14 protein-coding genes and 1 tRNA gene are annotated in these 11927 nt (G+C 60.7%); 10 read left to right on the top strand and 5 right to left on the bottom strand.

Annotated features, from left to right (window positions below):
- The 4 genes from AC1DZP_RS18165 (at position 1) to AC1DZP_RS18150 (ending at position 3740) form a co-directional block, all read left to right on the top strand.
- The gene (locus tag AC1DZP_RS18165; RefSeq protein WP_477304268.1) at positions 1-924 is read left to right on the top strand and encodes a carbohydrate ABC transporter permease; all 924 of its coding nucleotides are present in this window, start codon (positions 1-3) and stop codon (positions 922-924) included.
- Positions 924-1796, top strand: a complete 873-nt coding sequence (locus AC1DZP_RS18160) for a carbohydrate ABC transporter permease (RefSeq protein WP_477304266.1) — start codon at positions 924-926, stop codon at positions 1794-1796. Before AC1DZP_RS18165 ends, AC1DZP_RS18160 begins: the two co-directional genes overlap by 1 nt.
- 121 nt (positions 1797-1917) lie before the next feature.
- The gene (locus AC1DZP_RS18155; RefSeq protein WP_477304820.1) at positions 1918-2658 is read left to right on the top strand and encodes an RraA family protein; all 741 of its coding nucleotides are present in this window, start codon (positions 1918-1920) and stop codon (positions 2656-2658) included.
- A 26-nt stretch (positions 2659-2684) separates the two neighbouring features.
- Positions 2685-3740 (top strand): ABC transporter ATP-binding protein, encoded by a 1056-nt coding sequence (locus AC1DZP_RS18150; protein ID WP_477304264.1) that lies wholly within the window; start codon positions 2685-2687, stop codon positions 3738-3740.
- A 26-nt stretch (positions 3741-3766) separates the two neighbouring features.
- Here the strand turns inward: AC1DZP_RS18150 and AC1DZP_RS18145 are convergent, their stop codons facing one another.
- Positions 3767-4678, bottom strand: a complete 912-nt coding sequence (locus AC1DZP_RS18145) for a GntR family transcriptional regulator (protein ID WP_477304818.1) — start codon at positions 4676-4678, stop codon at positions 3767-3769.
- Positions 4679-4843: 165 nt separating this feature from the next.
- On the opposite strand from AC1DZP_RS18145, the gene AC1DZP_RS18140 reads away from it, so the two are divergent.
- The 4 genes from AC1DZP_RS18140 to AC1DZP_RS18125 all read left to right on the top strand — a co-directional run bounded on the left by AC1DZP_RS18140 (position 4844) and on the right by AC1DZP_RS18125 (position 8814).
- Positions 4844-5896 carry an ABC transporter permease gene (locus AC1DZP_RS18140; RefSeq protein WP_477304262.1) on the top strand — a complete coding sequence of 351 codons (1053 nt, stop codon included), beginning with the start codon at positions 4844-4846 and terminating at the stop codon, positions 5894-5896.
- Positions 5893-6678: an ATP-binding cassette domain-containing protein gene (locus AC1DZP_RS18135; RefSeq protein WP_477304260.1), complete on the top strand. Its 786-nt coding sequence runs from the start codon at positions 5893-5895 to the stop codon at positions 6676-6678. The genes AC1DZP_RS18140 and AC1DZP_RS18135 overlap by 4 nt, the downstream gene beginning before the upstream one ends.
- Positions 6679-6771: 93 nt before the next feature.
- Positions 6772-7686, top strand: coding sequence for a sugar ABC transporter substrate-binding protein (locus AC1DZP_RS18130; RefSeq protein ID WP_457154369.1), 915 nt, complete (start codon positions 6772-6774; stop codon positions 7684-7686).
- A 105-nt stretch (positions 7687-7791) separates the two neighbouring features.
- Positions 7792-8814, top strand: a complete 1023-nt coding sequence (locus AC1DZP_RS18125) for a zinc-binding alcohol dehydrogenase family protein (protein ID WP_477304816.1) — start codon at positions 7792-7794, stop codon at positions 8812-8814.
- A gap of 102 nt (positions 8815-8916) precedes the next feature.
- Here AC1DZP_RS18125 and AC1DZP_RS18120 read toward each other — a convergent pair whose 3' ends face one another.
- From AC1DZP_RS18120 to AC1DZP_RS18110, 3 genes are all read right to left on the bottom strand, one after another.
- Positions 8917-9210 carry a hypothetical protein gene (locus AC1DZP_RS18120; RefSeq protein WP_477304258.1) on the bottom strand — a complete coding sequence of 98 codons (294 nt, stop codon included), beginning with the start codon at positions 9208-9210 and terminating at the stop codon, positions 8917-8919.
- Between the two features lie 154 nt (positions 9211-9364).
- Positions 9365-9715, bottom strand: a complete 351-nt coding sequence (locus AC1DZP_RS18115; RefSeq protein WP_477304256.1) for a ribbon-helix-helix domain-containing protein — start codon at positions 9713-9715, stop codon at positions 9365-9367.
- A 193-nt stretch (positions 9716-9908) separates the two neighbouring features.
- Positions 9909-9983 (bottom strand) — tRNA-Gly (locus AC1DZP_RS18110).
- 229 nt (positions 9984-10212) lie between these two features.
- Here AC1DZP_RS18110 and AC1DZP_RS18105 point away from each other — a divergent pair.
- Entirely contained in the window at positions 10213-10500 is a 288-nt protein-coding gene (locus tag AC1DZP_RS18105) for a hypothetical protein (protein WP_477304254.1), read from the top strand.
- 27 nt (positions 10501-10527) lie between these two features.
- Here the strand turns inward: AC1DZP_RS18105 and AC1DZP_RS18100 are convergent, their stop codons facing one another.
- Positions 10528-10695, bottom strand: coding sequence for a hypothetical protein (locus tag AC1DZP_RS18100; RefSeq protein ID WP_477304252.1), 168 nt, complete (start codon positions 10693-10695; stop codon positions 10528-10530).
- 269 nt (positions 10696-10964) lie between these two features.
- Between AC1DZP_RS18100 and AC1DZP_RS18095 the strand changes: the two genes are divergently transcribed.
- A complete protein-coding gene (locus AC1DZP_RS18095; RefSeq protein WP_095087600.1) occupies positions 10965-11189 on the top strand; it encodes a hypothetical protein in 225 nt (74 codons plus the stop codon).
- The last annotated feature ends 738 nt before the right edge of the window (positions 11190-11927 follow it).

Here is an 11927-nt window from a genome sequence, read left to right as displayed (position 1 = left end):
ATGCCGTCCATCCCGCAGGGCCGGGTGTCGGGGCGTCGGCGGCGTTCGCCGCTGCCCTACACCTGGCAGAAGGGGTACCTTCTGGCCGGCCCGGCGTTCGTCGTCATGCTCGCCATCTTCGTCTATCCCCTGGGGTACTCGTTCCTCATGAGTTTCTTCCGGTGGGACCTGAGCGGCTCCGCGCCGTTCATCGGGACAGGAAACTACACAGACGAGCTGTTTGGTCGGCAGTTCAACCAAGCCCTTCGAAACCAGATCATCTTCAGCGTCGTCTCCATTACGGTCGAGGTGGTGGCTGGAATGGCGATCGCGGTGCTGGTCAACGGAGAATTGCGGGGCATGCGGCTCGCCCGCACGCTGCTGTTGGTGCCACCGATGATCGCTCCCGCCGTCGTCGGCCTCAATTTTCGGTGGCTTTTCAATACGCAATACGGTCTTGTTGATGCATTGCTGCGCATGTTCAACCTGCCCAGCATTCCCTGGCTCAGTGACCCGACCTGGGCCCTTGTCTCGGTCATTATCGCCGATGTCTGGCAGAACACGCCGCTGATGGTGCTGCTGTTCCTGGCCGGCCTGCAATCCTTGCCCCAGGAGCCGCTCGAAGCCGCGACGGTGGACGGCGCCGGGCCGTGGCAGCGCTTCTGGCACATTGTTCTGCCGTTGATGCGTCCGGTCATCATGATCGCGTTGATGCTGCGTATCATAGACACGTTCCGAACCTTCGACGTCGTCTGGCTGATGACGCAGGGCGGGCCGGGGGGCGCTTCCAACCTGCTTACCGTCTACGCCTACCTGCTGGCATTCCAGGCGGTGGATTTCGGGCACGCGGCGGCGGTTTCCTACATTGCTCTGGGGATGTCCTTGGTCGTGCTCGGCCTGCTCTACGGAGTGCCGTGGCTGATCGCAAAGCGGAGGGCCATCTGATGGATACTGCGGCCGTGAGCACGCATCGCAAGCCAAGACGCCGCCGCCGGTTCACAGCCGGCGTTGCCGGACGCTACCTCGCTCTCATCCTGACCATCGCCTTCACCATTTTTCCGTTGGTGTGGCTGTTCCTGACGTCGATCCGCAGCTCGGCCGACATCTTCTCCGTGCCGGTCCACATCATTCCCGTGACCGCGACGTTGACGCAATACGTGTCGGTTTTCCGCGAATACGACACCATGGATTATGTCTGGAACACCGTCATCGTATCGTTCGTGACGGTCATTTTGGTCCATTTGCTGGCCATCCCCTGCGCCTATGCCCTGTCGCGCTTCAGGATACCGGGCGTCATGCTGATCTTCGGCCTGCTCTTGATCATGCGGATGATCCCGGTCATCGCGCTCGCCATCCCGCTCTTCGCCGTGTTCGCGGCAATCGGCCTCCTGGATTCGGTCTGGGCGCTGATCCTCGCCCATACGGCTGCCAAACTGCCTGTCGCCATCTGGCTTCTGCTGGGCTTCATCCAGGATGTCCCGAGAGAGATCGAGGAAGCTGCCCAGTCAGACGGCGCCGGCACGATGCGCACGCTGGTCCAGATTGTCACGCCGCTGATCGCGCCTGGCATCGGGGCCAGTGCGGTGATTACCTTCCTTTTCACCTGGAACGATTTACTGCTCGCACTGACCCTGACGTCGAGCAAGTCCGCGCAGACCCTGCCGGTCGGGCTCACCAATTTCGTTTCGCAGTTCGGCATCAACTGGGGCGCCATGTCAGCTGCCGGCGTTCTCATGGTCATCCCGACTTTGGTGTTTGTCTGGTTTGCCCAAGGGCTGTTGGTCAAAGGCCTGACCACCGGTGCGGTCCGTGGCTGAGCGGCGGGCAAGGAGCAATGCGCTCGATGCTTTCGATGACAGTTGGTTAGGCAAGTGAGACCGGCGCGGTGGATAAAAGTGGTGCTGCGCTAAGGGAGGACGACGAGTGGAAGCGGACCAAATACCGGCCATATCAGACATTTCCCGGCCACCGAGGCAATTGGTCGATGCGCTTGCAGCGATCGGTTCGGCGACACTGGCCAGTGAGCTCTATCATAAGATGGGAATTCGTGATCCGCACATCCGGGGCCCGCGGCCCTTGAGGCCCGGCCGCACGGCGGCAGGCCCGGCTCTCACGCTCCAATGCATGCCGAAGCGCGAAGATCTCTATAACGAAACAGAGTACGAGGACCCGGTGCGACAGCTCCACCGTCACGTTCTCTACCCCACGCAGCCGGGCGACATGGTTGTCGTCGATGCGCGCGGCGATCTGGGCAGCGGCATCTTCGGCGAGATGATGCTCACCTATTTCGCCGGTCGCGGCGGGGCCGGGGTGGTCGTCGACGGCTGCATCCGCGATTCTGCCCAGGCCGCGGCCCTGGATATCGGTATCTGGGTAAAGGGGGCGACGCCGAATTTCCACGCCCAGACCAACATTGTCCCCTTCGCCGTCAACGTCCCCATCGCGTGCGCGAATGTGCTCGTCATTCCCGGCGACATCATAGTGGCTGACGACGACGGCGTGGTCGTCGTGCCGATCGCACTTGCGCCCAAGCTGGTCGCGCTTGCCGGCGAGCATGTCGAGTGGGAAGAATTTACCCGCGCGCGCTTGGCCGAAGGAGGGGATTTGCGGAAATACTACCCGTTGAGCCCGGAGGGCGAGACCGAATACCGCGCATGGCGGCACGCTCAGCGAAAATGAGCCGGGCCTGCACGGGAGGAAAATAGATGTCTGCAATCCAGATAGAACAGCTCGGCAAGAGCTTCGGCGCCGTCGAAGTTCTGCGCGACGTGAACATTGAAATTGCCAGCGGCGAGTTCGTGGTCCTCGTCGGCCCCTCGGGCTGCGGCAAGTCAACTCTTCTGCGTATGATCGCCGGCCTGGAAGAACAGACGACGGGCGAGATCCGCATAGGCGGGCGCGTCGTCGACGAGATGCCCGCGAAATCGCGCGACATAGCGATGGTGTTCCAGAGCTATGCGCTCTATCCGCATATGAGCGTGGCCGACAATATGAGCTTCGCCCTTCGACTGGCCAAGGTCCCCAGGGAAGAGATCGTCTCGAGAGTGAAGGCAGCCGCCGAAATCCTCGGCTTGCAGGATCTGCTGCGTCGTATGCCGCGCCAGCTGTCTGGCGGCCAGCGCCAGCGGGTCGCCATGGGCCGCGCGATCGTGCGCGACCCGGCAGCCTTCCTGTTTGACGAGCCGCTCAGCAATCTCGATGCAAAGTTGCGCGTCAAGATGCGTGCCGAGATCAAGAAGCTGCACCAACGGCTCGGGCGCACCAGCATCTACGTCACGCACGACCAGACCGAGGCGATGACGCTTGCCGACCGGATAGTGGTGCTGAACCGAGGCCAGGTTGAGCAGATCGGTACCCCTTCCGAGCTCTACGAGAACCCTGCCAACCTTTTCGTTGCGAGCTTTATCGGCTCACCGGAAATGAACCTGATCAAGGGCCGAATTGACAATGGCGCATTCGCCGCCGAGCAGGGCCTGCGCTTGCCCTTGGCCAAAGGCGCTCGGATCAGTGACAGGGAAGGGGTGGTATACGGGATTCGCCCGCAGCACATCACGGTCGGCGGCACCCACGCAAAGGCAACGGTTCAGGTGGTGGAACCGACCGGCGAGGCCCAGGAACTTACCTTAAATGCGAATGGCGTCGATCTGATTGCCGAAATCCGGGAACAGCCCCTGTTCAAACCTGATCAAGAGGTGAACTTGGAGATTATGATGCATAAGGTGCACCTGTTCGACGCCCAGAGCGGCACCAGGATAAACTAGGGCGCTTGTGCGATCGGAACGTCTTGCTAGGCGTTGGTGTCCATCCCATCGAATACAATCAGCGAACGCATCAATGTTTCCCTTGCCGAAGCCATATGGGCTCGGCAGGCCCGCTCGATCCGCTCGGAATCGCGGCTTTCGAGCGCATCGATATAGGCGAGATGCTCCAGGATCGCCGCCTGGTTACGCTGTTTTTCGTCATGCTTGTTCCACTGATAGTGGTAGTGGAAAATGAAGCTGATGATATCGTAGAAATCGTCGATGAAGCGGTTCGGCGAAGCCTCGTTTATGAGCCGGTGGAACCGGTTGTCGAGACTGGAGAAGTCGTGAAAGCGGMKTTCAATCTGCTTCAGCAGKTCGGYATGCGMRMTYTTGAGCRCGSCSAGCTTSTCCCACAGSGGAGAYGTGTCGGGCTGKCGTGAAAACAGATGCGCCGAGCGYAGCTCGAACATCACCCGGATCTCGAACAGCTCAAGTGCGAAATCTTCCGTAAAGCCCTTGAAAAGCCAGCCTGTATTCGGCCTCTTCTGGAGCAGTCCAAACCGGCTGAAGCGTATCAGGAACTCACGAATTCCGTTGGTCGCGACGCCGAACTGACGCGCAAGCTCCAGTTCGTTGATGCTGGTACCAGGTCTGGTGTCACCCCGCAGCATCCATTCCATGAACTGCTGTTCCACATGCTTGGCCCGCGAGGTGGTTTCGGCGTCGGGATAGTAATCGCTATCCTCGACCGCACGGCCTGCCGTCCTGACACCGCTGCGCTCGGCGATGAGGTCGCGGTGGGCAAGTTCTCCCAAGACCTTTCGGACAGTCGTGCGGCTGACTCCCATTTTCCGTCGAAGCTCATTTTCGGAAGGGAGCTCTCCGGTCAGTTGTCCGTCGCGCAGCATACTGGCGACGCGATTGAAAGCCTTCTTGTAGACAGTGTCGGTTCGCATCGGATCTTCCTCTGAGCAAGACCTTGTCCTTTCTACCATGAACTTTATCCATAAAAAACAACTTGACCAAGTCATGCGGGTTGTTTTTTATCGATAAGAGGGAACTAAAATACAGCATGAGTTTTTGACGACGCGGCTTGCACAGGCCGCGGCGGGGAGGGAACTTTGCCTGAAACGCGAGGCACCGGCACCACTGTCGGCGACGCGGCAATGCCAGCACCCAAGAAGCAAGAAGCCGTTCCCGGACTCGCGCTTGGCCTGGCCCTGCTGAGCGCCGGTCCGGTCGTCATCCTGGTGTTGCTGATCGTCGTTCTCAGTTTTCTGTCCCCCTATTTCCTGACTGGACGCAACCTTAGCAACATCCTCGCCCAGACCGCCGTCATCTCGGTGGTGGCGATGGGCCAGCATCTGGTCATTCTGACACGAGGGATCGACCTCTCCGTCGGCTCGAACCTGGCACTGGCTTCCGTCGTCGGCGCGCTCAGCTTTCATGCCGGCGCTCCCGCCTTCGTGGTGATCGCGGTGATGGTCGGCTGCGGGGCGGCGGTCGGCACCATCAACGGGCTCTTCTACGTCTTCGGCCGGTTGCCGCATCCGTTCATCATCACGCTGGCGACATTGAGCATCGCCAAGGGGTTGGCGCTCCAGCTGGCCGACGGGCGCGCCATCCCTGGAATGCCGGATGCCATCGATGCGCTTGGCCGCGAGGCGGTCTGGGGTCTGCCTGGATCGGTTTTTGTGGTTGCGGGCGTTGCCGCGGTGCTTTTCGTCATGGCCAAGACGATGGTCTGGGGGCGCTGGATTTATGCCGTCGGCGGCCGGCCCGACGCTGCCGTGCGCATGGGCATTCCTGTGTCCTGGGTCCTGGTTTCGGTCTATGTGATCTCGGGGCTGTGCGCCGGCATCGGTGCCGTCATCCTTGCCGGCCGCACCGACGCCGGTTCGCCCTTGTTCGGCAATCTGCTGGAACTGGATACGATCGCGGCGGTGATCATCGGCGGTGCCAGTTTTCTCGGCGGCCGCGGCCATCTTGGCCATGCCTTGATTGGCGCCATCATGATCGGCGTCATCCGCAACGCGCTCAACCTGCTCAACGTCAACGTCTTCTTCCAGCTCATCGTCATCGGCGTGGTCATCGTCATCGCGGTCGAGGCTGACGTGCTGCGCAACTATCTCGAAGGGCGCGTGCGGGTCATGCAGGCCGGGAGGCAGTCATGAGCGCCGTTGCGGCCAGCGCCGATCCTACAGCCACCGCGGATCATCCCGTCCTGGCGGTGCGCGGTGCAACCAAGCGGTTCGGCTCGGTCGTGGCGCTGGACGATGTCAGCATCGAGGTCCGGCGCGGCGAGATCCTCGGGCTTCTCGGCGACAACGGCGCCGGCAAGTCGACGTTGACCAAATGCATCAGCGGGGTGCACCAACTCGATGCCGGCGCGATCCTTCTGGACGGTGCGCCAACGCAGATACGCTCCCCTGCGGACGCGCGCTTCGCCGGCATCGAGACCGTCTATCAGGATCTGGCGCTTTTCGACAATCTGACGCCGGGACAGAACTTCTTTGCCGGTCGCGAGTTGGCCTGGCCGGAATGGCTTCCTCGCGGCATGCGATTTCTCCAACAGCGCAGGATGGATGCCGAAACGCGCATTCTGCTTGCCAATCTGAAGGTCACGTTGCCAAGGCTGGACGCCGTCGTCGCCATGATGTCGGGCGGTCAAAGGCAAGCCATCGCCGTGGCCCGGTCGACCGTGTTTGCCCGCAAGGTTGTGATCCTGGACGAACCGACCGCCGCACTTGGCCTGCGTGAATCGCGGCAAGTGTTGAACCTGGTCGCGACGCTGCGCGACCAGGGCAACGCCGTCATCCTGATCACCCACAACATGGAACACGTCACTGAGCTTGCCGACCGCGCCGTGGTGCTTCGCCAGGGCCGCAAGGTCGGCGAACTGGTGCCGACCAAGGACAACAAGCAGGAGCTGGTCTCCATGATCGTTGGAGCCTGACTCGCTCGAAATTTGGGGACTGTTCCGGTCCGCAAATGCCTGAAGCGACTTCCGCCGGAAGACGCCTCAATCCAAGGGAGGAATGGAATGCCAATGAACCGAAAACTGTTCACCGGGCTGGCGATCGCCGTTGCGTTTGCGATGCCGGCTTCGGCCGCCGACAAGATCAAGATCGGCCTGATTACGAAATTCCCGGTGCCGTTCTACTCGACCATGGAGGATGCAGCCAAGAAATACGCCGCCGCCCATCCCGAGATCGAGCTGGTTACCGGCCAGGGCCAGGCGGCTACCGACATCGAAGGGCAGATCGCGCTGATCGAGTCCATGATCACGCAAGGCGTCAAGGGTCTGGCGATCACTCCGGTCGATCCGACCGTTGCGCCGGCGCTCGACAAGGCGGTCGCCGCCGGCATCAAGGTGGTTCTCGTCGACAACAGCATCCCGGACTGGAAAGGCCAGACAGCGCTGGTCTCGACCAACAATCTCAACGGCGGCAAGATCGCCGGAGAGTACCTCAAGACCGTGCTCAAGAGCGGCGACAAGGTCGGCATCCTGCAAGGCGTTCCCGGAGTGCCGGCACTCGACGACCGGGTGACCGGCATGATGGAGGGCCTCGGCGACGTCAAGATCGATGTCGTCGGCAAGGGTGCAACCAATTGCACGCTCGAACTTGGCACGTCGGTGACCGAAGACATCCTGACCGCCAATCCCGATCTCAAGGCGATCTACTCGGCCTGCGGCCCGCCAATCCCGGGCGCCGTCAAATCGATCAGCAATGCGGGCATCGCCAACGACAAGATCATCCTGGTCGGCTTCGACGCCTGCTGCGGTGAGATCGAAGCGATCAAGTCGGGCGCGGAAGATGCCAGCGTTGCGCAATTTCCAGCAAAAATGGGTGAGCTTGGCATAGACACGGTCGTCAAGGCGATCCGCGGGGAAGCCGTCGAGGCCAATGTGGACACCGGCGCCGGTCTCGTGACGCTGCAGAACGTCAAGGACTTCGAGTGATCCACCAGTGGTCCGGTGGATTGCACCTCCGGACCACTTCCTGTTTCCGCACTCCAGGAATTATGCCGTTAGCGAAGGGGTGGAATTACACTTATGGACGCCACCATCAAGATCGTCCGATGCGCCGAGCCCGGCAGGCTGGCGTTCGAGGAACAGGCAGCGCCAGGCGCTCCGCCGGAAGGCTGGGTGCTGGTCAACGTCGCCCACGTCGGCATCTGCGGAACCGATTACCACATCTTCCAGGGCAAGCATCCGTACCTCGCCTACCCACGCGTCATGGGCCATGAGGTTTCGGGAACAATTGCGGCAATCAATGGGCCCGTGGACATGGCGGTCGGGCAACACGTCRTCGTCAACCCCTATCTTGCCTGCGGCAATTGTCCTGCCTGCCGCCAGGGCAAGCCGAACTGCTGCCTCGCGATCGAGGTGCTTGGCGTGCACCGTGACGGTGCCATGAGCGAACAGATTCTCGTGCCGGCGCAGAACCTCATTCCAGCGACCGGTCTGTCATTGGTCGAGGCGGCGGCGGTCGAGTTCCTGGCCATCGGTGCGCACGCGGTCCGCAGATCCATGGCCGGGCCGGGCAGCCGCACCTTGGTTATCGGCGCAGGGCCAATCGGCCTCGGTACCGCGCTTTTTGCCCGCATAGCGCGGCAGTGCGTGACCGTCATGGACGTCGATGCCGAGCGGCTGGCTTTTGCCGCAAGGCAGGGTTTTCTGGTGATCAACGGGTCGACGGGTTCGATTGTCGAGACGATAGCGGAGCGAACTGCCAGGACAGGTTTCGATGTGGTCTTCGATGCAACGGGAAACAGCCGTTCGATGCGGTCTGCCTTCGCCTATGTTGCCCATGGCGGCGTCATGGTGATGGTCAGCGTCGTGCAGGACGACATAACCTTCTCCGACCCAGAGTTCCACAAGCGGGAAATGATGCTGATCGGCAGTCGCAACGCGACGCGCGCCGACTTTCAGCACGTCATGGCTTCGATCCGCGCCGGAAAAATACCAATCGACGAACTCGTCACGCATCGTACGACTCTGCGTAACAGCCCTCGCGATATTGCGATCTGGGCGCAGCAGAAGTCCGGTCTGATCAAGGCTGTTATCGACGTGGCGGGATCTGGCTGATTTTGCCAAACGCCGTCGTGCGAAAAAGTCTCTCCGGAGCGTGAGGTACCTACGAGGAGAGGAGGACCAGCCTGACTGGGCAGGGATACCCTGGTAAGATCGCTACGGGCTGAGGAGGTCGCCACTGACGACGACGTGATGCTCGACGAATTCCGGCTTGTTGATCAGGTACTGATCGTCCTTGGGATAGTAGTGGGCCCGCTCAGGTTGATCGCCCGCATAGGCCTTTACCGCTTCCATATCGGTCCACCAGCTCAGAGCGCATATCTCCGTAACGCCGTCGCTGAGGTCGCGCAGCGTGATCTGGTGACCGAGATTGCCTTTGGTGGCGCCAAGCTCGTCGCCACCGGTCCCTGCCACGTAGCGCGCGTATTCGGCGGCCATCTGCGTGCGCACCGTCCCGCACCATCTTCGAAGAATTACCTGCCGGACCACTAACCCTGGCCTCCGCTACCTATTTCCCGTCACCCATCTTGAACATCACCCCGCCGCCGCCATTCTTGGCAATGACCTCGACCCCGGCTGGGCACGCGGGAAGTCGTCCAGGGTTTCACTCTGCCTTCAGTACCTGGTATCTGATCGACCAGTCACGAATGATCAGTCGGACGGCCTCAGGTCGCGAAACATCATGCTCGGCAGCAAATTGATCGACGCCCGCGAGCATGTCCGGTTGAAGGCGGACCATGATTGGCACGCCCTTTCCAGTCGGGGCCGGTCCCCGCCGTTTCTTTGATACCACGGTTTCTTGCTTTGGCATAAGAACCGTGATATCAGAATTCTTGTCCTTGCGGAAGCGCTGGATCCTCACACTAAAACTGAATTGGCGAAGATCCGATGCCGAACACCATTGTTCGAGCAGCCGCCGAAGGCCGCCCGCTCTCAACCGCGGCGGCTGCTTCAACCGCCGCCGCCGTAGCGGTCGAGCCAACGAACATGGCCGAAGCTGCGCCCAAGGGCGAGTTCATGGCATCGTGCAGGACATCCATGGAATGGAATGACTTTAACCAACGCTCTGACGCCGGGTGGGGAGGGCATTGGCGGCACTGATCTTGTTGACAAGGCACTCGGCCCGCAGCCCCACCAGCGAACGGGTTTGGTGCACTCGGCAGGGCTCGAACCTGCATCTGCCCGGGAAGGTCCCGCTCTGTCCTAGATTGAGCTACGAGCGCCAATGTTGGCACGCTAGTAGAACGGGCCCATTCGATCAAATTAGCGATTGGGATAGCCGGCACATGCATTGGAAGTAGGTCGAGGTGGGAGGCCGAGCTACCCTCTGTATCGCCCTTTCTCGCACCAATACCGAACAACGACACCGGGTTGCGCCCGAAACAGACTGGCCGCAAGTTGACAATTCTCTCTGTTGTATGCCTCCGCCTCGGTCGCATCGAACGTGGCCACATGGATACGCATTTCGGCGGCAGCGGAGCTTCGGTACAGCGTATAGGTTTTGGAGTCATCAGGCTGGGGCGCGCAGCCAGCCAAGGCCGAAACCACCGCCAGAGCAAGGAACAACCTCATTTCAGCATCATAGGTGAGACGGATCTAAGGAATGGAAAGGTCACGTTGCGCGGCGAACCTTTCGATCGCCAACGTGAAAGTGACATGATCTACGCCGGCTATGTGGAGGTGCTCGTTGCATCAGGCCCCGACGCACCGAAAGGCAGCGATGCTTTGGCCGGCGAGTGAAACTTACGGCGGGCATCCTCGTACAGTTCAGCGCTTCGCGAGGTCGTCAAATGTGATCCCGGTGCCATAACCGCTTGGTAGATCGGCGGTTGCCTCCCGGAAACTGCGTTCAACGGCAGCCGTGTACCGGCCGACATTCGCCAGCCTATCCCAAATGACGAAGGCGACAGCCAAGGCGATGACGACGAGCACCATTCGCATCGGAACCTCCCTCAAAGAGTTCCAGCAGGCATAGTACAGCCTGTTGCTAATATGCGCCAGCGTGGACGATGGCGAGGCTCGCGTCGGCCTATGTCCAACCTCGCGGTCAGCGACGTCAATCAGCGCTAGCTAATATAGATGAGCCCGCGTCATCCAATCGAGGGATGGCGCGACTTATCCCGCTGCTCCACTTGATGGCAAGGCAAAGGGCGGCAATCCGGTTTTGCTGCCCAAGGGGCCTGCTAGCTCTAGGGGGGCTAAATATGAGCAATACGACTCTCATTGCTATCGCTATCCTCGCGATCAGCATCGGCCATGCCGATGCCAAGGGCCGCAAGGTGGACCTGCCGGTTTGCACCGCGTCAAACCACCTCTTCGAAGTCCTGGGTGACAAATGTTTTCTCGTCAAAGGTTCGATGATCTATGGCGACATCGCCGGTCTTTCCCAGATAGTCACCTGGGCTGGGGGTGGATCTGGCGGTCTGTGAGGTGCGCCCTTAGGTGCCATCGACGGGGACAGGCTACAAAAAAGGCCTATGCCGCAATGGCCGGTGCGCTCACAACCTAAGCACCCTCGCACCGGCCATTTCTTTTTGCGTCCAGCCTACAGTCGCGTGAATTCGGCAAGCCCTAAGCGTAGCCGCTGGCCGGTGCGGCCAGCCCGGCGCCCTGTTTTTTACACTGAACAAACCAAAAAGGGCGCCGAGCCTTCACCGGCGGCGCTTTGAGGGAAGCGACGCCGAGAAGTGAGCATAGCGCTCTCGCTAGAGTTGTCGGAATACAACCTTTAGGATGATGGCCGCTGCTGGCCTACATTCTGATCGAAACATATGACAACAGGTAAACGATCGCGATGGTCGCCGTAGCGAGTACGACCCATACGCCCAAGCTGCTCATGCTTCCTCACTTTCCGCCGGCGCACCGTTGGGCAGGATGTTGGGATGGAGGACGCCGGCCCAGGCGGAAAAGGTACTACAAGCACAAGCTAATATAATCGAGATGCATACGCCTATGGTGTGATCGCGGAAGCCTTGGCGTAAGCGCCCCCGTCGGTGTCGCTTTCCTCATCAATCCCGAGCACCTTCCTAAGCCCTTGATGATGGTGCATCGCATCGCCGTCCTGATAGCAGCCTAGTCCTCTAAGAACGCCCGCCACTTGCCGCAGGCGCTGAGCAACCGCGACTGGAAACTCTCGCTTAGCTCATTACGATTTGGGTCTTTAGGGC

This window comes from Mesorhizobium sp. P2_F8, assembly GCF_056403655.1.
The sequence above is the reverse complement of the archived record's forward strand: the minus strand, read 5'-3'. Positions and strand labels throughout refer to the sequence as shown.

What these genes read in the sequence shown, in the direction of transcription:
- AC1DZP_RS18150 (WP_477304264.1), top strand. Translation starts at nt 2,685, where the DNA reads ATGTCTGCAATCCAGATAGAACAGCTCGGCAAGAGCTTCGGCGCCGTC.
- AC1DZP_RS18100 (WP_477304252.1), bottom strand. Translation starts at nt 10,695, where the DNA reads ATGGTGCTCGTCGTCATCGCCTTGGCTGTCGCCTTCGTCATTTGGGAT.
- AC1DZP_RS18095 (WP_095087600.1), top strand. Translation starts at nt 10,965, where the DNA reads ATGAGCAATACGACTCTCATTGCTATCGCTATCCTCGCGATCAGCATC.
- AC1DZP_RS18165 (WP_477304268.1), top strand. Translation starts at nt 1, where the DNA reads ATGCCGTCCATCCCGCAGGGCCGGGTGTCGGGGCGTCGGCGGCGTTCG.
- AC1DZP_RS18105 (WP_477304254.1), top strand. Translation starts at nt 10,213, where the DNA reads ATGGATACGCATTTCGGCGGCAGCGGAGCTTCGGTACAGCGTATAGGT.
- AC1DZP_RS18160 (WP_477304266.1), top strand. Translation starts at nt 924, where the DNA reads ATGGATACTGCGGCCGTGAGCACGCATCGCAAGCCAAGACGCCGCCGC.
- AC1DZP_RS18135 (WP_477304260.1), top strand. Translation starts at nt 5,893, where the DNA reads ATGAGCGCCGTTGCGGCCAGCGCCGATCCTACAGCCACCGCGGATCAT.
- AC1DZP_RS18130 (WP_457154369.1), top strand. Translation starts at nt 6,772, where the DNA reads ATGAACCGAAAACTGTTCACCGGGCTGGCGATCGCCGTTGCGTTTGCG.